We start from the raw sequence: 18,914 nt of genomic DNA on the forward strand, positions 1-18,914 counted from the left end.
GGTCCGGGCGTCCGTCGCGTGACATGGCGCACGACCCGCCGCGACGTCGCTGGAGTGTCGGTGGTGCGCGCCTAAGATCGGTGCATGCCGACCGCCGCTGAGGACTTTGTCCACCTCCACGTCCACACCGAGTACTCGATGCTGGACGGCGCGGCGCGGATCGGCGACCTGTTCGACGAGGTCGAGCGGCTCGGCCAGAAGGCGATCGCGACGACGGACCACGGCTACGTGTTCGGGGCCTTCGAGTTCTGGTCGCGCGCGCAGGCGAAGGGCATCAAGCCGATCATCGGCGTCGAGGCGTACATCACGCCGGGGACCAGCCGGTTCGACCAGACGCGCGTGCGGTTCGGTCAGCAGGGGCAGGAGTCCGACGACGTCTCGGCGCGCGGCGCGTACACGCACATGACGCTCCTCGCCAAGGACAACGAGGGCCTGCACAACCTGTTCCGGGCGTCGTCGCTGGCGTCGCTGGACGGCCAGATGGGCAAGTGGCCCCGCATGGACCGGGACCTGCTCCAGACCTACGGCAAGGGCCTGATCGCGACGAGCGGCTGCCCGTCGGGGGAGATCCAGACCCGCCTGCGGCTCGGCCAGTGGGACGAGGCCGTGCGGACCGCGGGCGAGCTGCAGGACGTGTTCGGGCGCGAGAACTTCTACGTGGAGCTCATGGACCACGGGCTCGACATCGAGACCCGGGTCACCCAGGACCTGCTGCGCCTCGCGGAGACGATCGGCGCGCGGCTCGTCGCGACGAACGACCTGCACTACGTGCGCGAGGACGACGCGTCGAGCCAGGAGGCGCTGCTCGCGATCAACTCCGGCTCGACGCTCGACGACCCGGACCGGTTCAAGTTCGACGGGACCGGCTACTACGTGAAGTCGGCGGCCGAGATGCGCCGCGTGTTCGCCGAGCTGCCCGAGGCGTGCGACAACACGCTGCTCATCGCCGAGCAGTGCGAGGTGTCGTTCGACACCAAGGCGAACTACATGCCGCGCTTCCCCGTCCCCGACGGCGAGGACGAGACGAGCTGGTTCGTCAAGGAGATCGAGCGGGGGCTGCACCGGCGGTACCCGAACGGGATCCCGGACGCGTCGCGCAAGCAGGCGCAGTACGAGACCGAGGTCATCATCCAGATGGGCTTCCCGGGGTACTTCCTCGTGGTCGCCGACTTCATCAACTGGGCCAAGGAGCAGGGGATCCGGGTCGGGCCGGGCCGTGGCTCGGCCGCCGGGTCGATGGCCTCCTACCTCATGGGCATCACCGAGCTCGACCCGCTCGAGCACGGCCTGATCTTCGAGCGGTTCCTCAACCCCGAGCGCGTGTCGATGCCCGACGTCGACGTCGACTTCGACGAGCGTCGGCGCGGGGAGGTCATCCGGTACGTCACGGAGAAGTACGGGGACGACCGCGTCGCCCAGATCGTCACCTACGGCACGATCAAGGCGAAGCAGGCCCTCAAGGACTCCGCCCGTCTCCTGGGCTTCCCCTTCGCGATGGGCGAGAAGCTCACCAAGGCGATGCCGCCCGCGGTCATGGGCAAGGACATCCCGCTGTCCGGGATCTTCGACCCGAAGCACGAGCGCTACCCCGAGGCGGCGGAGTTCCGTCAGCTCCACGACACCGACCCCGAGGCGCAGCGCGTCGTCGAGCTCGCGCGCGGCATCGAGGGCCTGAAGCGGCAGTGGGGCGTGCACGCGGCGGGCGTCATCATGTCGAGCGACCCGCTCATCGACATCATCCCGATCATGCGCCGCCCGCAGGACGGCGCGGTCATCACGCAGTTCGACTACCCGACGTCCGAGGGCCTCGGGCTCATCAAGATGGACTTCCTGGGGCTGCGCAACCTCACGATCCTCGACGACGCGCTCGAGAACATCGTGATGAACGGCAAGGACCCGATCGAGATCGAGTCGCTCACGCTCGACGACAAGGCGTCCTACGACCTGCTGGCGCGTGGCGACACCCTCGGCGTGTTCCAGCTCGACGGCGGGCCGATGCGCGCGCTGCTGCGGCAGATGAAGCCGGACAAGTTCGACGACCTCTCGGCCGTCATCGCGCTGTACCGCCCGGGTCCCATGGGCATGAACTCGCACACGAACTACGCGCTGCGCAAGAACGGCCTGCAGAAGATCGAGCCGATCCACCCGGAGCTCGAGAAGCCGCTCGCCGAGATCCTGGACGAGACCTACGGGCTCATCGTCTACCAGGAGCAGGTGCAGCGCGCCGCGCAGATCCTCGCCGGGTACTCGCTCGGCCAGGCCGACCTGCTGCGGCGTGCGATGGGCAAGAAGAAGAAGGAGATCCTCGACAAGGAGTTCGTGCCCTTCCAGGCCGGCTGCCGCGAGCGCGGGTACTCCGACGGCGCGATCCAGGCCGTGTGGGACACGCTCGTCCCGTTCGCGGGCTACGCGTTCAACAAGGCGCACTCGGCGGGCTACGGCCTCGTCGCGTACTGGACGGCGTTCCTCAAGGCGAACTACCCGACCGAGTACATGGCGGCGCTCCTGCAGAGCGTGCGGGACGACAAGGACAAGCTCGCCCTGTACCTCAACGAGTGCCGGCGCATGCACATCACGGTGCTGCCGCCCGACGTGAACGACTCGGCGGCCAAGTTCACGGCCGTGGGCAACGACATCCGCTTCGGCCTCACGGGCGTGCGCAACGTCGGGGCGAACGTGGTCGACGCGATCATCCGCACGCGCGAGGAGAAGGGCGCGTTCACGTCGTTCACCGACTTCCTCGACAAGGTGCCGGCCGTCGTCTGCAACAAGCGCACCATCGAGTCGCTCATCAAGGCGGGCGCGTTCGACTCCCTCGGTCACCCGCGGCGCGCGCTGCTCGTCGTGCACGAGCAGGCGGTCGACTCGGTCATCAGCGTCAAGCGCAAGGAGGCCGAGGGGCAGTTCGACCTGTTCGCCGACTTCGGCGGCGACGCCGAGGACGGCATGTCGTTCTCCGTCGACGTGCCCGACCTGCCGGACTGGGACAAGAAGCAGCGGCTCGCGTTCGAGCGCGAGATGCTCGGTCTCTACGTGTCCGACCACCCGCTCTCCGGCCTGGAGCACGTGCTCACGCGGGCGGCCGACACCGGCATCGCGAACCTGCTCGCGGACGAGGGCCGCCCGGACGGGTCGACCGTGGTGATCGCGGGCCTGGTCACGTCGCTCCAGCGCAAGATGAGCAAGAACGGCAACCCGTGGGCGGCGGTGACCATCGAGGACCTCGAGGGCGCCGTGGAGGTCATGTTCTTCGGCGAGACGTACCTGGCCTACTCGACGATCCTCGCCGAGGACCAGGTGGTCGTGCTGCGCGGGCGCGTGCGCCGTCGTGACGACACGATGCAGCTCCAGGCCATGGAGGTGTCGCTGCCCGACATCACGGTGGGCGCGGAGTCGCCGCTCGCCGTGAAGGTGTCCCACACGCGCTGCGTGGAGCCCATCATCGTGCGGCTGCGCGAGGTGCTCGCGACGCACCCCGGCTCGGCCGAGGTCCACGTCCAGGTGCTGGAACCCGGCAAGACGACGGTCGTCCGCGCGGGCGACGGGCTGCGCGTCGAGAAGTCACCGGCGCTGTTCGGCGACCTCAAGGCCCTGCTCGGGCCGTCGTGCCTGGTCGGCTGACGCGGATGACCGAGGCCGTCGACGGGGCCGTGCCCGCGTCGTGGGACGACGGCTCGGCGGCGCACCGGTTCCGGGTCGTGCCCGCGGCCTACGTGCTGCTGCGCCGCGGCGACGAGGTGCTGCTCCAGCTCCGGCAGGGCACCGGGTACTGCGACGGGTTCTGGGCCGCGGCGGCGGCCGGGCACGTCGAGCCGGGGGAGTCGGCGGTGGCGGCCGCCGTGCGCGAGGCGCGGGAGGAGCTCGGCGTCGAGATCGACCCTGCCGACCTGCGACCTCTCACCGCGCTCCACCGCGGCGAGCCCGGCGGTCCGGCGCTCGAGCAGCGTGTCGACTTCTTCTTCACCGCGACGGTGTGGGGCGGTGCCGCAGTGCTCCAGGAGCGGGACAAGGCGGCCGACCTGCGGTGGTTCGGCCTCGACGACCTGCCGGACCGCGTCGTCCCGCACGAGCTGCACGTCCTGCGGGCACTCGCTGGGGGCTCCGTGCCGCCCGTCATGACCTTCGGGTTCGGCGCCTGACCCCGCACGCGCGCAGGGGTCGTCCGGGGACCGGGCGCCGGCCGCGTCCTGCACCGGAGCCCGTAGGCTCGACGCCGTGATGCGCCTCAACCCGGAACAGCTCGTCTTCGTCACCGAACGCCACCTGGCGACCCTCACCACGCTGCGCGCCGACGGCACGCCGCACGTCGTCCCCGTCGCCTTCACGTGGGACGCCGACGCGGGCGTGCTCCGCATCACGACGAACCGCGCGTCGGTCAAGGCCCGCAACGCGCGCCTGCCGGGGGCGGGGGGCGGCGCGCCCCGCGCCGCGGTGTGCCAGGTCGACGGTGGGCGGTGGCTCACGCTCGAGGGCACCATCGAGGTCGTCGAGGACGAGGACGAGGTGGCGGACGCCGTCGCGCGCTACGCCCGCCGGTACCGCCCGCTCGACCACAACCCCGAGCGCGTCGTCCTGCGCCTCACCCCGGACAAGGTGATGGCCTCGACGTACATGGCCTGACGGTCGTTCAGGCGACGGTCGCGCTCTCGGTCCCCTGGGGGTGGTCGACCGAGACGACGTCGCCGCGGTGCAGCTGGCGTCCGCGGCGCGTGTCGACCTCGCCGTTGACGCGGACCTCGCCCTCCGTGACGAGCTCGCGCGCCTCGGCGCCGGACTCGGCGAGGCCGGCGAGCTTGAGGAACTGGCCGAGGCGGATGACGTCGTCGGAGATCTCGACCGGGCGGGCGTCGTCAGGGGAGCTCATGGCTCCCATTGTCCCCGCCGGCGGGCCCCGCCACGACACGGTGTGACGTGGTCCGCCCCGGACGACCGGTGGACGAAACGCCTCGTCGCGGCGGCGCACGGGCTCCTAGACTCGACCCATGATCACCCGCATCGATCTTCGAGGACGTTCCCTGTCCGCCCGCGAGCTCGTCGAGACCCTGCCGCGCGCAGAGCTCGGCGTCGAGGACGCGGCGCATCGGGTCGCCCCGATCATCGAGGCGGTCCGGGCGCGCGGCGCGGACGCGCTGCGCGAGTACGCCGAGCGGTTCGACGGCGTGCGCCCCGTGCACCTGCGCGTCCCGGCCGACGCGCTCGCCGACGCGCTCGCCGCCCTCGACCCGGCCGTCCGGTCGGGCCTGGAGGAGGCGATCCGTCGCGTGCGGCTCGTGCACGCCGCGCAGCGTCCGCAGGACTTCACGGTCGAGATCGCGCCCGGGGCGCAGGTCCGCCAGCGCTGGGTGCCGGTGCGACGCGTCGGGCTCTACGCGCCCGGCGGCCTCGCGGTCTACCCGTCCTCCGTGGTGATGAACGTCGTCGCGGCGCAGGAGGCGGGCGTCCGCAGCCTCGCGGTCGCGTCGCCGCCGCAGAAGGAGAACGACGGCCTGCCGCACCCGACGATCCTCGCGGCGTGCGCGCTGCTCGGCGTCGACGAGGTCTACGCGGTGGGCGGTGCGCAGGCGGTCGCGATGTTCGCCTACGGCGCCGCGGGCAGCGAGCCGCAGGACGGGGACGTGCTGTGCGAGCCGGTCGACGTCGTGACGGGCCCCGGCAACGTGTTCGTGGCCGCGGCCAAGCGGCTCGTCCGGGGCGTCGTCGGCATCGACGCGGAGGCGGGCCCCACGGAGATCGCGATCCTCGCGGACGGCTCCGCCGACCCGGGGCACGTGGCGGCCGACCTCATCAGCCAGGCGGAGCACGACCCGCTGGCGGCGGCCGTCCTCGTCACGCCCTCCGTCGAGCTCGCCGCCGCGGTCGAGGCGCGCCTCGCGGACCTCGTGAGCGCCACGAAGCACGCGGCGCGCGTCGCGCAGGCCCTCGCCGGTCCGCAGTCCGCGGTCGTGCTCGTCGACGACCTCGAGCACGGCTTGCAGGTGGTCGACGCGTACGGCGCGGAGCACCTCGAGATCCAGGCGGACGGCGCGGCAGCGCTGGCGGAGCGGGTCACGAGCGCGGGTGCGATCTTCGTCGGCCCCTGGTCGCCCGTCTCGCTCGGCGACTACATGGCCGGGTCCAACCACGTGCTGCCGACAGGCGGCTGCGCGCACTTCTCGAGCGGCCTCGGGGTGCACAGCTACGTCAAGGCGGTCCAGGTCGTCGAGTACGACCGTGACGCCCTGGAGGAGCTGGCGGACCGGATCGTCGCCGTCGCGAACGACGAGGACCTCCCGGCCCACGGCGAGGCGGTGCGGGCACGGTTCCTGTGACCGCCGCGCGCGAGGACCGCGTGCCGGTGCGGCGCGCGGTCCCGCGCGACGCCGCCGACCTCGTCGCCCTGCGCGTGCACCTCATGCGCGCGATGGGGGAGGCGGAGGCCGACGACCGTTCCTGGCAGCACCGGGCCAGGGAGTGGTTCACCCGGATGCTCGGCTCGGACGACGTCGTCGCCTTCGTCGTCGACGCGCCCGGCCAGGTCGCGGCGTGCGCCCTCGTCGAGCTGCACCGGTCGGCGCCGTCGGCACGGAACCCGCACGGCACGACGGCGCACCTGTCGAACGTCTGCACCGTGCCGGGGGCGAGGGGTCAGGGCTACGCGCGCGCGTGCGTCGTCGCGGCCCTCGACTGGGCGCGCGAGAGCGGCGCGGACTCGGTCTCCCTGCACGCCACGCCCGACGGCGAGTCCCTGTACCGCGCGCTGGGCTTCGTCGACACGACGTACACCGAGCTGCGCCTGCGGTGGTGACGCGCTCTCGCCGCCTCAGCGCACGCCGAGGACGAACGGGTGCACGGCCGCCGCGCCGGCCTGGCGCAGCAGGCGTGCCGCGACCGTGAGGGTCCAGCCCGACTCGGTGTAGTCGTCGACGAGGAGCACGCGGCGGCCGGCGAGTCCCGCCCGCGCGGCGTCCGACAGCTCGAGCTGCAGGCGGCCGGCGACCCCCGCGAGCCGGGTCGCGGAGTTCACGTCGTGCCGGCCCGGCTCCTCGCGGCCCGGGACCGGCCCGACGGCGCCGATGAGCGGCTTGCCGAGGTAGCTCGCGAGCCCGTTCGCGAGGTGGAACGTGAGCCGCGGTCGCGTCGCCGAGCGGACCGCGACGACGCCGTCCACGAGGAGCCGACGTCCGGCGGGAGCCGTGGCGCCGGGTTCGGCTCCCTCGCCGGGCCCGGTCTCCGCCTCCGGCGCAGTGGCGGCCTCGTAGAGCTCGGCCCAGTCGTCGAGCACCCGCGCGGCCGCGCGCCGGAGCGCGACGGGCGTGTCGCCGTCGGGCGTCGCGGGGGCGAAGAGCTCGCGCAGCGGCGCCGACCAGCCCAGCCCGTCGAGCCGCGCGACGGCCCGCCCGGTCTCCGCGAGCTCGTCCGCGCCGAGGCGCCCGCGCAGGTCGAGGCCCAGGCGGTCCATGCCGCTCGGCCACTGACGGCGCGCGACGACCTCGACGCCGGGCCGGTCCATGTCGGCGCGCGCCGCGGCGACCGCCTCCGCGTCCGGGAGCGCGGGCAGCGTCACGCCACCGCACGTGTCGCAGCGCCCGCAGCGCCACCCGTCCTCGAGCTCCGGGTCGTCGAGCGCGGCGCGCAGGAACGCCATGCGGCACCCGTCGGTCGCCTCGTAGTCGAGCATCGCCTGCTGCTCCGCGGTGCGCGTGGCGTCGACGCGCTCGTACCGCTCCGCGTCGTACGTCCACGGCCGCCCCGTTGCCTCCCAGCCGCCCTTGACGCGCCGGACGGCGCCGTCGACGTCGAGCACCTTGAGCATGCCCTCGAGACGCGAGCGCTTGAGGTCGACCTGCGTCTCGAGCTGGGCGACCGACTGGGTCCCGCCCGTGCTCAGGGCGTCGAGCGTCGTGCGGACCTGGGCCTGCGGCGGGAACGCGGTCGAGGCGAACCACTCCCAGATGCGCCGGTCCTCCTCGCCGGGCAGCAGCACGACGACGGCCGAGTCCACGCCACGGCCCGCGCGCCCGACCTGCTGGTAGTAGGCGATGGGGGAGCTCGGCGCGCCGAGGTGCACGACGAACGCCAGGTCGGGCTTGTCGAAGCCCATCCCGAGCGCCGAGGTCGCGACGAGCGCCTTGACCCGGTTCTCCTTGAGGTCCTCCTCCAGGCGCTCGCGCTCGGCCGGGTCGGTCTGGCCGGTGTACGAGGCGACGGCGAGCCCCGCCGCGCGCAGCTGGCTCGCGACCTGCTCGGCCGCGGAGACGGTGAGGCAGTAGACGATGCCCGAGCCGTCGACGTCCTGCAGCGCCTCGACGAGCCACGCGACGCGCGTGGGCTGGTCCGGCAGGCGCAGGACGGCGAGGTGGAGGGACTCGCGGTCCAGCCCGCCGCGCAGGACGAGCACGTCCTCGTGGCCCGCCTCGCCGGCTCCGGCGGCCGCGCCGGACGCGTGCGCCGCGGTCACGCCGAGCTGCTCCGCAACGTCCGCGGTCACGCGCGCGTTCGCGGTCGCCGTCGTCGCGAGCACGGGGATGCCGGGCGGCAGGTCGGCGAGGAGCGTACGGATGCGGCGGTAGTCGGGCCGGAAGTCGTGCCCCCAGTCGGAGATGCAGTGCGCCTCGTCGATGACGACGAGGCCCGCGTCGGCCGCGAGCCGGGGGAGCACCTCGTCGCGGAAGCCGGGGTTGTTGAGCCGCTCCGGCGAGCACAGCAGCACGTCGACCTCACCGTCCGCGATGGCCCGGTGCACGTCGTCCCACTCGGTGACGTTGGCGGAGTTGATGGTGACGGCCTTGATGCCCGCCCGCGCGGCGGCCGAGATCTGGTCGCGCATGAGCGCCAGGAGCGGGGAGACGATGACGGTCGGCCCGGCTCCGCGGTCGCGCAGCAGGCGCGTGGCCACGAAGTACACGGCGGACTTGCCCCACCCGGTGCGCTGCACGACGAGCGCACGGCGCCGGAACGCCACGAGGGCCTCGATCGCGCGCCACTGGTCCTCGCGCAGCGCCGCGTCCTCGCGCCCCACGAGCGCGCGCAGCGCGGTCTCGGCGTCCTCGCGCAGCGACTGCCCGTCGAGCAGGCCGCGCAGCATGGCGAGCTTGGCCCGCTTGGCGGCCTCCCCGCCGTCGGGCGCGGGGGAGGGCGCGCCGGCCGGTAGGGCGGAGCCGTCCGCCGCCTCCGCGCGCGGCTCGGGTGCCGCGTCCGGTCCGGGCCCCCTCGGCGCGGCTGACGCCCAAGGGTCGCCGTACGGGTCGGCGGGCTCGTCGAGCGGCGGCGCGTCGGCCGGGTCGAAGGGCAGGTCGGCGTACGGGTCGGTGGGGCTCACCCGCACGATCGTAGGCGCACCCGCCGACCCTCGGGTCGTCGTGCACAGGCAGCGGCCCGCGGACCCCGGGGACGGGGTCGCGGGCCGTGCGGGTCGATCGCGCAGGGCGTCAGGAGCGCATGTCCATGACCACGCGACCGTCGATCCTGCCCTCCTCCATCTCGGCGAAGATCGCGTTGACGTCGTCGAGCGGGCGCACCGTGTACGTCGGGCTGATCTTCCCGCGCGCGAAGAAGTCGAGCGCCTCCGCCATGTCCTTGCGCGTCCCGACGATCGAGCCGCGGACGGTCAGCCCGAAGAGCACGGTCGTGAAGATGTCGAGCGGGAACTTCTCCGGCGGGAGGCCGACGAGCGAGACCGTGCCGCCGCGGCGCAGCGCGCCGACCGCCTGGGGGAACGCGTGCGCGTTGACGGCGGTCACGAGCGCGCCGTGGACGCCGCCGCCGGTCAGGTCCTGGATCTCGGCCGCGGCGTCGGGCGACGTGGCCGCGTTGACGGTGACCTCCGCCCCGTGCTTGCGCGCGAGGGCGAGCTTCTCGTCGTCCACGTCCACCGCGGCGACGCGGCGGCCCATCGCCACGGCGTACTGCACCGCGATGTGCCCGAGCCCGCCGATGCCGGAGACGAGCACCCACTCGCCGGGCTGGGTGTCCGTGACCTTGAGCCCCTTGTAGACGGTGACGCCCGCGCACAGGATCGGCCCGACGGCGGACGGCTCGACCCCGTCCGGGACCACCGGGCAGTACCGCGAGTCGACGAGCATGTACTGGCCGAACGAGCCGTCGACCGAGTAGCCGCCGTTCTTCTGGTTCGGGCACAGCGTCTCCCAGCCGGTCTCGCAGTACTCGCACTCGCCGCACGCGCTCCAGAGCCAGGCGTTGCCGACCGTGTCGCCGACCCGGACGCGCGTCACCTGGTCGCCGACCGCGACGACCGTCCCGACGCCCTCGTGGCCGGGCACGAACGGGGGAACGGGCTTGACCGGCCAGTCGCCGTGCGCGGCGTGCAGGTCCGTGTGGCAGACGCCGGTGTAGTCGACCCGGACGAGCGCCTCGTGGGGTCCGGGCGACGGGACCTCGACCTCGTCGACGCTCAGCGGGTCCGTGAAGGAGTGGACGACGGCGGCACGCATGGTGGGCATGACGATCACCTCGGATCCTCGGGGAGAGTGGCGGCCGGACCGTGCCGGCGGTCCTGCCTCGTCCTCGACGCTACGCGCGCGGGTACCGGTCGTCGCGACGAGCGGTGCGACGCGTGACTCACGACCGGGCGGCTCGTGACCTTCGCCCCTCCACGACGAGCGCGAGCGTCCCGGCGGCCACGACGACCCACTCGCTCACCGCGGCGAGCACCTGCTGCGTCCCGCCCACGGTCTCGTTCACGCCGAAGAACCCCACGGTCGTCGACAGGTAGAACGCGGCGAGGGTCAGCGCCCCGAAGCCGACCGCGCCGAGGAGCGGGAGCCAGTGCCGCCACACGAGCACCAGGAGGCCGAGGACGACCCCCGCGACGGCGTTGAGCGCGAAGAGCGGGCCGACCACGGCGATGTCGCGGTAGCCCTCGACGAACAGGACGAGGTGGACGTCCGCGGAGAGAAGCAGCCCGGCCGCGGTCAGGCCGCGCAGGACCCACGCGCCGAGCGCGTGGCCTTCCCGCACGGGCGGGGTCGGCGGCCCCGTGGTCACGGACATCGTCGTCTCCTCCGCTCGGGGGCGGTCGGGGCGCGGCTCGCGCACCCCGGTGCTTCAATGGAACCGCCGACGGCGGCGTCGCGCGCGCCGGGCGGCCGGGGCGGGTCGAGGGGTCCGTCCGTGCAGGCACCGTGCAGGGAGGCCGGACATGGACGCACCGCACCGCGCAGACGTCGCGCCCGGCGCCGGACCCGACCGGGGCACGAGGGCTCCGGCCCGTGGCCCGGACCGGGATTCCGCCCCGCTGCCGCGTGTCCCCCACGCGGCGACGCCGACGCGGCGCGTCGTCCTCGCCGGGTCCGGAGCGGGCGCCGCGCTCGCCCTCCTCGCCGCGTGCGGCGGCGAGCCGTCGGGGACGCGGAGCGGGGGGACGAGCGGCGACGGCGGCTCCGGCGGGGGCGAGGCCGTCGTCGAGCCCGGACAGGCGCTCGCGAGCACCGACGACGTCCCGGTCGGCGGGGCGCTCGCGGTCACCGTCGCGGGCGCCCCGCTCCTCGTCACGCAGCCCGAGGAGGGCACGTTCGCGGCCTTCAGCGCGATCTGCACCCATCAGGGCTGCACGGTCGGGCCCGGGGACGGCGAGCTCCTGTGCCCGTGCCACGCGTCCCGCTACGACCTCGCGACGGGTGCCGTGCTGGGCGGACCGGCGCCGTCGCCGCTGCCCGAGGTGCCCGTGACGGTCGACGGCGGCGAGGTCACGTCGGCCTGACACGGCGGCCGGGGACCGCGCGCGTCGGGCGCGAGGTCAGCGCGAGGTCAGCGCGAGCCCGCCCACGACCAGCGTCGCTGCCCGCGTGCCGGACGTCACGGACGTCGGTGGGCGCACGGTTCGTAGACTGTCCGGGTGACCCCACCCTCCGTCGCGGGACGGCCCCTGCTCCCGCTGCGCCCCGAGCTCGCCGGCGTCGAGCCGTACGGCGCGCCCCAGCTCGACGTCCCGGTCCTGCTCAACGTCAACGAGAACCCGCACGCGCCGAGCGAGGCCGTCGTCGCGACGATCGCCCAGGCCGTGCGCGACGCCGCCGCCGGGCTCAACCGCTACCCCGACCGCGACTTCCTCGGGCTGCGTGCCGACCTCGCGGCGTACCTGGGCACGGAGTCCGGCGTCGTGCTGGGCGCCGAGCAGCTCTGGGCGGCCAACGGGTCGAACGAGATCATGCTCCACGTGCTGCAGGCGTTCGGCGGCCCGGGCCGCACCGCGGTGTCGTTCGCGCCCACGTACTCGATGTACCCGGAGTACGCGCGCGACACCCACACGGCGTGGGTCGTCGGGCGTCGGGCCGAGGACTTCACGCTCGACCCGGAGCACGCGCGCGAGGTGATCGCGCGCGAGCAGCCCTCGGTCGTCCTGCTCGCGAGCCCCAACAACCCGACCGGGACCGCGCTGCCCGCGGCGACCGTCGAGGCGGTGTGCGAGGCGGCGCTCGCGGTCCGCGTCCCGCTCGCCGACGGTCGCGAGGCGCCGGCCGTCGTCGTCGTGGACGAGGCGTACGGGGAGTTCCGACGTGCCGGCACGCCGTCGGCGCTCGAGCTGCTCGACCGCTACCCGAACCTCGCCGTGACGCGCACGATGTCCAAGGCGTTCGCGCTCGCGGGCGCCCGCGTGGGGTACCTCGCGGCGTCGCGCGAGCTCGTCGACGCGCTGCGCGTCGTCCGGCTCCCGTACCACCTGTCGGCCGTGACCCAGGCGGTCGCCCGCGCGGCCCTGGCGCACTCGGCGGAGCTGCTCGCGCAGGTCTCCGCGTTGCGCGAGCGCCGCGACGAGACCGTCGCGTGGCTGCGCTCGCTCCGGCACCCGGACGGGCGCGCGCTCGCGGTCGCGGAGTCCGACGCGAACTTCGTCCTGTTCGGCACGTTCGACGACCGGCACGCGGTCTGGGCGGCGTTGTTGGAGCGGGGCGTGCTCATCCGGGAGACTGGTCCCGACGGCTGGCTGCGGGTGTCGATCGGCACCGGCGAGGAGATGCGGGCCTTCCGACAGGCCCTCGTGGAGGTGGCAGGACTGTGAAGCGCACCGCGCGCATCGAGCGCGCGACGTCCGAGTCGAGCGTGCTCGTCGAGCTCGACCTCGACGGCACGGGACGGACGGAGATCTCGACGACCGTCCCGTTCTACGACCACATGCTCACGGCGCTGGGCAAGCACTCGCTCATCGACCTCAAGGTCGTCGCGACGGGCGACACGCACATCGACGCGCACCACACCGTCGAGGACGTGGCGATCACGATCGGCGAGGCGCTGCGCGTCGCGCTCGGGGACAAGGTCGGCATCGGCCGCTTCGGCGACGCCACCGTGCCCCTCGACGAGGCGCTCGCGCTCGCGGTCGTGGACGTGTCCGGGCGCCCCTACCTGGTGCACTCGGGCGAGCCGGAGGGGCAGGAGTACCACCTCATCGGCGGGCACTTCACGGGGTCGCTCACGCGCCACGTGCTCGAGTCGATCGCGCACCACGCGGGCATCTGCATCCACGTGCGCGTCCTCGCGGGCCGCGACCCGCACCACATCGTCGAGGCGCAGTTCAAGGCGCTCGCTCGGGCGCTGCGCGCCGCGGTCGCTCCCGACCCGCGCGTCGAGGGCGTCCCGTCCACCAAGGGGGCCCTGTGAGCACGCACGACGACGACGCGCTGGACGGCGTCGAGATCCCGGACGACCTCTCGTCCCTCACGGGTCCGGCGGCACCCGACCTCGTCGCGCTCATCACGCAGATCGCCGGAGCCGAGCCGCTCGCCGCGGCGTGCTCGCTCGCGCAGGTCGAGGCCGACGTCGTGCCGACCGACGTGGGCGCCGTCGCGGTGCTCCGCGACACGGCGGGCGACGCGCCCGCGCACGCCGCCGCCGCGCTGACCACCCTGGTCAAGGGCGTGCCGCTCGTGCTCGTCGCGCGCAGCGGCGAGCAGCTCACGATGACGCGCTGGGCCGACGGCGCCCCGGGCGACCAGCTGGCCCCGGGCCTCGTGCTCGGCGGCGCGCCCGAGTCGCTCGAGGACCTGCTCACCGGCACGACGACGCTCGCCGACCAGGACGGCGTCGTCGCGAGCTCGTCCATCTCGCGCTGGAAGGCGATGCGGCTGCTCACGTCCGCCGCGCGCCGGGCCCGGAAGAGCGGCGCATGAGCGAGCAGGTCGCCGGCGGGGCGTCGGGCGCGCGGCGCCCGTCCGTCGTCGTGCTCGACTACGGGTTCGGCAACGTCCGCTCGGCCGTGCGCGCGCTCGAGCGCGTCGGCGCGGACGTCGAGCTCACCGCGGACCGCGCCGCGGCCCAGGACGCCGACGGGCTCGTCGTCCCCGGCGTCGGTGCGTTCGCCGCGGTCATGGCGGGCCTGCGCGGCGTCCGCGGCGACGAGATCGTCGGACGGCGGCTCGCCGGCGGGCGGCCCGTGCTCGGCATCTGCGTGGGCATGCAGGTCATGTTCGACCAGGGCGACGAGCACGGCACCCTGACCGACGGGCTGGGGGAGTGGGCCGGTCTCGTCGACCGCCTCGAGGCAGAGGTCGTCCCCCACATGGGCTGGGACACGGTCGACGTGCCCGCGGGCAGCGTGCTGTTCCGCGGCGTCGAGGACGAGCGCTTCTACTTCGTCCACTCCTACGCCGCCCGGTCGTTCACGACGGGCCAGGACCTGCCCGCGGACTCGCCGATCCGGCGCCCGCTCGTCACGTGGTCCGACCACGGGGGGCGGTTCGTCGCCGCCGTGGAGAACGGGCCGTTGTCCGCCACGCAGTTCCACCCCGAGAAGTCCGGCGACGCGGGTGCGACCCTGCTCGAGAACTGGGTCCGCTCGCTCTGACCGACCGCGCGCCCGGTGCACCTCGCCCGGCGCGCACCACCCGGCGCGACAGCGACGCGCCACCGACACCGATGGAGAACCCCGTGACCGACCGCCTCGTGCTGCTCCCCGCCGTCGACGTCGCCGACGGCCAGGCCGTCCGCCTCGTCCAGGGCGAGGCCGGCTCCGAGACCTCGTACGGCGACCCGCTCGCCGCCGCGCTCGACTGGCAGTCGGGCGGTGCGGAGTGGATCCACCTCGTGGACCTCGACGCCGCGTTCGGCCGCGGCTCCAACGCGGAGCTGCTCGCCGACGTCGTCGCGCGCCTCGACGTCCAGGTCGAGCTCTCCGGCGGGATCCGCGACGACGCGTCGCTCGAGCGTGCGCTCGCCACGGGCGCGCGCCGCGTCAACCTCGGCACCGCGGCGCTCGAGAACCCCGAGTGGACGGCGAAGGTCATCGCCGAGCACGGCGACGCGATCGCCGTCGGCCTCGACGTGCGCGGCACCACGCTCGCCGCGCGCGGATGGACGCAGGAGGGCGGCGACCTGTGGGAGGTCCTCGACCGCCTCGAGGCCGCCGGGTGCGCGCGCTACGTCGTCACGGACGTGACCAAGGACGGCACGCTGCGCGGGCCGAACATCGACCTCCTGCGCGACGTCGCGGCGCGCACGGAGGCGCCGGTCGTCGCGTCGGGCGGCATCTCCAGCCTCGCCGACCTCGAGGCGCTGCGCGCGCTCGTCCCCGCGGGCGTCGAGGGCGCGATCGTGGGCAAGGCGCTCTACGCGGGCGCGTTCACGCTGCCCCAGGCGCTCGACGTCGCGGGCCGGCCGTGACGACGGGCCCGGAGCCCGCGGGGAAGGCGCTGCCGCCGTCCTCCGGCTTCGCGGGCGACGACGGGTCGGCCGACCCGGCGCTGGCCGCGCTGCTCGACGCCTACGCCGCGGGCACGGGCTCGTTGGCCGAGGTCGTCGCGCGGCTCGGCGAGACGCGCGTCCTCGTCCCGATCCTGGCCGAGCTCGAGAGCGCGGGCGAGGGCGAGCACGGGCACACCGTCGACAAGGAGGCCTCGGCCGGCGTCGTCGCGATCGAGGCGCCGGACGGGCGCCGCGCGCTCCCCGTGTTCACGTCCGTGGCGGCGATGGCGGCGTGGCGCGCGACCGCGCGCCCCGTCCCCGTGGACGCGCGCCGCGCGGCGCTGTCCGCCGTGAGCGAGGACTGGTCGCTGCTCGTCCTCGACCCGGGCGGGCCCGTGACCGCGCTCGTGCCCCGCCCGGCCGTGTGGGCGCTCGCCCAGGGCAAGGACTGGTCGCCGGCCGTCGTCGACGGCGCGGTGGACCCCGAGGTGCTCGCGGCGGTCCAGGGCGCGCTCGCCGGGATCCCGCACGTCGCGCGGGCGTGGGCGGAGCCCGGGCGGCGCGCGGAGGTCGCCGTCGTGCTGCGCATCGACGCCGGGCTGGACCGGGCGGGCCTCGACGCCGTGCTCGGGCAGGTCAACGGCGCGCTCGCAAACGACGCCGTCGTGTCCGAGCGCGTGGACGGCCTCGAGCTGCGGGTCGGCCGGGCGGACTGACGCCCGCGGGTCAGCGACGGCGCAGGCGGCTCAGGCCCCACGCGAGCGCGGCCGAGAACGCGACGACGGCGCCGAGGGCCTGCCCGCCGAGGATCACGCGGTTGAGGTCGAGCGCGGGCTGCCAGCGCACGCCCGCGTCGTCGACGACGTAGACGCCCTTGGCGATGACACGGACCCCGAAGCCGCCCCCGCCTCCCGAGCCCTCGCCGCCCGCCTCGCCGCCGGCGTTGCCGGACCCGGGGTCGGGCGACACGCCCGTGCTCGGCGTCGCGGCCTCCTCGCCCTCCGCCGGCGTGGACGCGGCCCCGACGCGGCGACGCCAGTCGGCAGCCCCCTTGCCGGACAGCTCGCCCGCGCCGGAGCCCCAGCCCGAGCCGGTGCCGCCCCAGACGGTCGCGACGGGGATGACGAGCGTGCCGTCGCGCTCGTAGGACTCTCCGAAGACGCGACGCACGGTGAGCGTGTCGCGTGCTGCGTGGGTGATGTGCGCCGGGTCGACCGGGGACGTGTCCGAGCTCGCGTGTGTGCTCATGGCAGGAAGGGTAGACCTGCGGTCCCGGGTGCGCGCGGGGTGCGGTGCGGCGGGTCGTGCCGGCCCGCCGCACCGCCGCGACGGGCTCCTTGCAGGGGTGGTCAGGCGTCGCACTCCGGGAGGGCCGTGAACGCCGACTCGTCGCCGAGCATCGTCTGGAGCGTGCTCACCGGGACGAGCAGCGACTTGTCGGTCGACGTCTTCGCGTAGACGACGCCGATCACCTCGCCGGCGTCGTTGAGCGCCGCGGAGCCGGAGCTCCCGGGCTCGACCGGGGCGTCGGTGACGAGCACCTCGCCGAGGTTCTCGTGCAACGGGTCCGTCGTCGTCCCGATGACCGAGCCCTGCGTCACCGTGAGCCGGCCGCCCTCGGGGTAGCCCACGACCGTCACCGGGTCGCCCGGCGCCGGGTCGGCCGCGGCGAGGGTCGGGGCCGACGGGAGGTCCTCCGCCGTCCGGACGATCGCGAGGTCCGCGAGTCCGGCCACGCTCGCGGTCTGGGCCGCGATGTCGCGGCCGTCGTAGGTGAGGAGCTGCAGCGAGCGCGACGAGTCGACGACGTGCTTGTTGGTGATGAGCGTCCGGGAGTCGACGGCGAACCCCGAGCCGGTCGACAGCCCGTCGCAGCGCACGTTGCGGATGCGTACGGCCATGCGCCGGACGGCGTCGAAGCCGTCCGCCGAGAGGTTCTCGGAGCCCGCGGGGTCGTCGGGAGCGACGAGCGACGGCACGACCGAGTCCGGCACGGGCGCGGGGAGGTCCGGCAGGACGCCGCACGCCGCGAGCGAGCCGACGAGCAGGGACACCGGGACGAGCGACCCGACGACGCGCCGGCGGACGGAGCGCCCGTCGGCCCTGGCGGCCGGCCCGGGTCGGTGGCGGGTCATCCGGCGAGCTCCTGCTGGAGCTGCGTGTTCGCGTCCGTGGCCTCCTGGCACAGCAGGTCGACCTGGTCGGCGAAGCGCTCGAGGTCCGCGGGGTCGTACGCGTCGCGGTTGTTGAGGTAGCCGATGAGCTGCGTCTGCGCCGTCGTGCACTGGCCGAGCGCGGCCGCGACCTTGCCCGCCGCCTCCGAGACCCGGCTCTGGTAGTCGAGGTACTGCTGCGACGCCTCGTTCTCGTCGCCGAGCTGCGCCTTCTCGTTGGCGAGGTCGCTGATGCGGTCCTGCGCGGCGGTGAGCTGGGTGCGCGCGGACTCGAGCTCCGCGTTCGCGCCGTCGAGCTCGGTCTGGAGCCGGGCGACGTCCTCGCCCAGGCCGCGGGCCTCGCCCTCCCAGTCCGCGCTCGACTCCTGCCACCGCGTCGTGGTGACCCACAGGTAGGCGCCTACCCCCAGCGCGGCCGCGAGGAGGAGGGACAGCACCACGATCGCGACCACCGCACCACGACGGCGCCGGGGCGCGGACGTCCCGTCCCCGCCGGGCGGTGTCGCGCCCGGCGTCCCGGTCGTCGTCGCGCTCGTCGTCGTGATCGGTGCCGCGGACGCCGGCGCGAACGACGGCGGCCCGCCGGTCGGCGACGGCGCGGCCGGGACCGGGAGCGTCGTCCCGCGCGGCACGCTCGCGGGCGCGGGCGGTGACGATGGCCGAGCCTGCGGCGGCTCGGGGGACCCGCCGTGCGGCGGCGGCACCGGGGGCGTGCTCAACTCACGGCACCCGTGTACTTCTCGCCCGGACCCTCGCCCGGGGCGTCGGGGTAGACCGACGCCTCGCGGAACGCGAGCTGGAGCGAGCGCAGGCCGTCACGGAGCGAGCGGGCGTGCTGGTTGCCGATGTCGGGAGCGCTCGCCGTGAGGAGCGCCGCGAGCGCGTTGATGAGCTTGCGCGCCTCGTCGAGGTCGAGGTGGCCCTGCTCCTGCGCGTCCTCGGCGAGCCCGCACTTGACGGCCGCGGCGCTCATGAGGTGGACGGCCGCGGACGTGATGACCTCCACGGCGGCGACGTCGGCGATGTCGCGCACCGCGTCGGTGGCAGGGTCGGGCACGGCGGCGTTCTCGGTACTCATGGCGACCATCTTTCCATCCTGTCGTGCCGTGCCGCCCACCCCGAACGCGA

20 protein-coding genes are annotated in these 18,914 nt (G+C 74.6%); 12 read left to right on the forward strand and 8 right to left on the reverse strand.

Features of this window, described 5'->3' with window-relative positions; translation table 11 throughout:
• The first annotated feature begins 84 nt into the window (after positions 1-84).
• The 3 genes from dnaE (at position 85) to ACFC2L_RS11755 (ending at position 4,620) form a co-directional block, all read left to right on the forward strand.
• Entirely contained in the window at positions 85-3,621 is a 3,537-nt protein-coding gene (dnaE, locus tag ACFC2L_RS11745) for a DNA polymerase III subunit alpha (protein ID WP_375824483.1), read from the forward strand.
• A gap of 5 nt (positions 3,622-3,626) precedes the next feature.
• On the forward strand, positions 3,627-4,139 hold the full coding sequence (locus ACFC2L_RS11750; RefSeq protein WP_375824484.1) for an NUDIX domain-containing protein: 513 nt from the start codon (positions 3,627-3,629) through the stop codon (positions 4,137-4,139).
• Between the two features lie 76 nt (positions 4,140-4,215).
• Entirely contained in the window at positions 4,216-4,620 is a 405-nt protein-coding gene (locus ACFC2L_RS11755; RefSeq protein ID WP_375824485.1) for a pyridoxamine 5'-phosphate oxidase family protein, read from the forward strand.
• Positions 4,621-4,627: 7 nt separating this feature from the next.
• Here the strand turns inward: ACFC2L_RS11755 and ACFC2L_RS11760 are convergent, their stop codons facing one another.
• Positions 4,628-4,864 (reverse strand): RNA-binding S4 domain-containing protein, encoded by a 237-nt coding sequence (locus ACFC2L_RS11760; RefSeq protein WP_375824486.1) that lies wholly within the window; start codon positions 4,862-4,864, stop codon positions 4,628-4,630.
• 118 nt (positions 4,865-4,982) lie between these two features.
• Between ACFC2L_RS11760 and hisD the strand changes: the two genes are divergently transcribed.
• Together hisD and ACFC2L_RS11770 are read left to right on the forward strand one after the other, a co-directional pair.
• Positions 4,983-6,308, forward strand: a complete 1,326-nt coding sequence (gene hisD / locus ACFC2L_RS11765; protein WP_375824487.1) for a histidinol dehydrogenase — start codon at positions 4,983-4,985, stop codon at positions 6,306-6,308.
• Positions 6,305-6,784 carry a GNAT family N-acetyltransferase gene (locus ACFC2L_RS11770; RefSeq protein ID WP_375824488.1) on the forward strand — a complete coding sequence of 160 codons (480 nt, stop codon included), beginning with the start codon at positions 6,305-6,307 and terminating at the stop codon, positions 6,782-6,784. Before hisD ends, ACFC2L_RS11770 begins: the two co-directional genes overlap by 4 nt.
• A gap of 15 nt (positions 6,785-6,799) precedes the next feature.
• Here the strand turns inward: ACFC2L_RS11770 and ACFC2L_RS11775 are convergent, their stop codons facing one another.
• From ACFC2L_RS11775 to ACFC2L_RS11785, 3 genes are all read right to left on the reverse strand, one after another.
• On the reverse strand, positions 6,800-9,064 hold the full coding sequence (locus tag ACFC2L_RS11775; protein WP_375824527.1) for a RecQ family ATP-dependent DNA helicase: 2,265 nt from the start codon (positions 9,062-9,064) through the stop codon (positions 6,800-6,802).
• 343 nt (positions 9,065-9,407) lie between these two features.
• Positions 9,408-10,439 carry an alcohol dehydrogenase AdhP gene (gene adhP, locus ACFC2L_RS11780; protein WP_375824490.1) on the reverse strand — a complete coding sequence of 344 codons (1,032 nt, stop codon included), beginning with the start codon at positions 10,437-10,439 and terminating at the stop codon, positions 9,408-9,410.
• A 118-nt stretch (positions 10,440-10,557) separates the two neighbouring features.
• Entirely contained in the window at positions 10,558-10,989 is a 432-nt protein-coding gene (locus tag ACFC2L_RS11785) for a hypothetical protein (RefSeq protein ID WP_375824491.1), read from the reverse strand.
• A 148-nt stretch (positions 10,990-11,137) separates the two neighbouring features.
• Between ACFC2L_RS11785 and ACFC2L_RS11790 the strand changes: the two genes are divergently transcribed.
• The 7 genes from ACFC2L_RS11790 to ACFC2L_RS11820 all read left to right on the forward strand — a co-directional run bounded on the left by ACFC2L_RS11790 (position 11,138) and on the right by ACFC2L_RS11820 (position 16,328).
• Positions 11,138-11,698 (forward strand): Rieske (2Fe-2S) protein, encoded by a 561-nt coding sequence (locus ACFC2L_RS11790; RefSeq protein WP_375824492.1) that lies wholly within the window; start codon positions 11,138-11,140, stop codon positions 11,696-11,698.
• 135 nt (positions 11,699-11,833) lie between these two features.
• Complete coding sequence (locus ACFC2L_RS11795; RefSeq protein WP_375824493.1) at positions 11,834-12,997, forward strand: histidinol-phosphate transaminase; 1,164 nt, start codon at positions 11,834-11,836, stop codon at positions 12,995-12,997.
• Positions 12,994-13,593, forward strand: a complete 600-nt coding sequence (hisB, locus tag ACFC2L_RS11800) for an imidazoleglycerol-phosphate dehydratase HisB (protein ID WP_021482124.1) — start codon at positions 12,994-12,996, stop codon at positions 13,591-13,593. Before ACFC2L_RS11795 ends, hisB begins: the two co-directional genes overlap by 4 nt.
• Complete coding sequence (locus tag ACFC2L_RS11805) at positions 13,590-14,102, forward strand: hypothetical protein (RefSeq protein ID WP_375824494.1); 513 nt, start codon at positions 13,590-13,592, stop codon at positions 14,100-14,102. Before hisB ends, ACFC2L_RS11805 begins: the two co-directional genes overlap by 4 nt.
• Positions 14,099-14,776, forward strand: coding sequence for an imidazole glycerol phosphate synthase subunit HisH (hisH, locus tag ACFC2L_RS11810; RefSeq protein ID WP_375824495.1), 678 nt, complete (start codon positions 14,099-14,101; stop codon positions 14,774-14,776). Before ACFC2L_RS11805 ends, hisH begins: the two co-directional genes overlap by 4 nt.
• Before the next feature lie 83 nt (positions 14,777-14,859).
• Positions 14,860-15,591, forward strand: a complete 732-nt coding sequence (gene priA / locus ACFC2L_RS11815; RefSeq protein ID WP_087472915.1) for a bifunctional 1-(5-phosphoribosyl)-5-((5-phosphoribosylamino)methylideneamino)imidazole-4-carboxamide isomerase/phosphoribosylanthranilate isomerase PriA — start codon at positions 14,860-14,862, stop codon at positions 15,589-15,591.
• Positions 15,588-16,328 carry an SseB family protein gene (locus tag ACFC2L_RS11820; RefSeq protein ID WP_375824496.1) on the forward strand — a complete coding sequence of 247 codons (741 nt, stop codon included), beginning with the start codon at positions 15,588-15,590 and terminating at the stop codon, positions 16,326-16,328. The genes priA and ACFC2L_RS11820 overlap by 4 nt, the downstream gene beginning before the upstream one ends.
• 10 nt (positions 16,329-16,338) lie before the next feature.
• On the opposite strand, the gene ACFC2L_RS11825 is transcribed toward ACFC2L_RS11820, so the two are convergent.
• The 4 genes from ACFC2L_RS11825 to ACFC2L_RS11840 all read right to left on the reverse strand — a co-directional run bounded on the left by ACFC2L_RS11825 (position 16,339) and on the right by ACFC2L_RS11840 (position 18,873).
• Entirely contained in the window at positions 16,339-16,860 is a 522-nt protein-coding gene (locus ACFC2L_RS11825) for a hypothetical protein (protein ID WP_375824497.1), read from the reverse strand.
• Positions 16,861-16,961: 101 nt separating this feature from the next.
• Entirely contained in the window at positions 16,962-17,747 is a 786-nt protein-coding gene (locus ACFC2L_RS11830) for a S1C family serine protease (RefSeq protein ID WP_375824498.1), read from the reverse strand.
• Positions 17,744-18,505, reverse strand: a complete 762-nt coding sequence (locus ACFC2L_RS11835; RefSeq protein WP_375824499.1) for a hypothetical protein — start codon at positions 18,503-18,505, stop codon at positions 17,744-17,746. The genes ACFC2L_RS11830 and ACFC2L_RS11835 overlap by 4 nt, the downstream gene beginning before the upstream one ends.
• A complete protein-coding gene (locus ACFC2L_RS11840) occupies positions 18,502-18,873 on the reverse strand; it encodes a DUF1844 domain-containing protein (RefSeq protein ID WP_375824500.1) in 372 nt (123 codons plus the stop codon). Before ACFC2L_RS11840 ends, ACFC2L_RS11835 begins: the two co-directional genes overlap by 4 nt.
• Between the last annotated feature and the right edge of the window lie 41 nt (positions 18,874-18,914).

It is taken from the genome of Cellulosimicrobium sp. NPDC055967 (genome assembly GCF_042269845.1).
Classification (GTDB): Bacteria; Actinomycetota; Actinomycetes; order Actinomycetales; family Cellulomonadaceae; genus Cellulosimicrobium.

Coding starts and splice junctions, on each gene's coding strand:
- dnaE (WP_375824483.1), top strand. CDS start 85: ATGCCGACCGCCGCTGAGGACTTTGTCCACCTCCACGTCCACACCGAG.
- ACFC2L_RS11750 (WP_375824484.1), top strand. CDS start 3,627: ATGACCGAGGCCGTCGACGGGGCCGTGCCCGCGTCGTGGGACGACGGC.
- ACFC2L_RS11760 (WP_375824486.1), bottom strand. CDS start 4,864: ATGAGCTCCCCTGACGACGCCCGCCCGGTCGAGATCTCCGACGACGTC.
- hisD (WP_375824487.1), top strand. CDS start 4,983: ATGATCACCCGCATCGATCTTCGAGGACGTTCCCTGTCCGCCCGCGAG.
- ACFC2L_RS11775 (WP_375824527.1), bottom strand. CDS start 9,064: ATGCTGCGCGGCCTGCTCGACGGGCAGTCGCTGCGCGAGGACGCCGAG.
- adhP (WP_375824490.1), bottom strand. CDS start 10,439: ATGCCCACCATGCGTGCCGCCGTCGTCCACTCCTTCACGGACCCGCTG.
- ACFC2L_RS11785 (WP_375824491.1), bottom strand. CDS start 10,989: ATGTCCGTGACCACGGGGCCGCCGACCCCGCCCGTGCGGGAAGGCCAC.
- ACFC2L_RS11790 (WP_375824492.1), top strand. CDS start 11,138: ATGGACGCACCGCACCGCGCAGACGTCGCGCCCGGCGCCGGACCCGAC.
- hisH (WP_375824495.1), top strand. CDS start 14,099: ATGAGCGAGCAGGTCGCCGGCGGGGCGTCGGGCGCGCGGCGCCCGTCC.
- ACFC2L_RS11825 (WP_375824497.1), bottom strand. CDS start 16,860: ATGAGCACACACGCGAGCTCGGACACGTCCCCGGTCGACCCGGCGCAC.
- ACFC2L_RS11830 (WP_375824498.1), bottom strand. CDS start 17,747: ATGACCCGCCACCGACCCGGGCCGGCCGCCAGGGCCGACGGGCGCTCC.
- ACFC2L_RS11840 (WP_375824500.1), bottom strand. CDS start 18,873: ATGGTCGCCATGAGTACCGAGAACGCCGCCGTGCCCGACCCTGCCACC.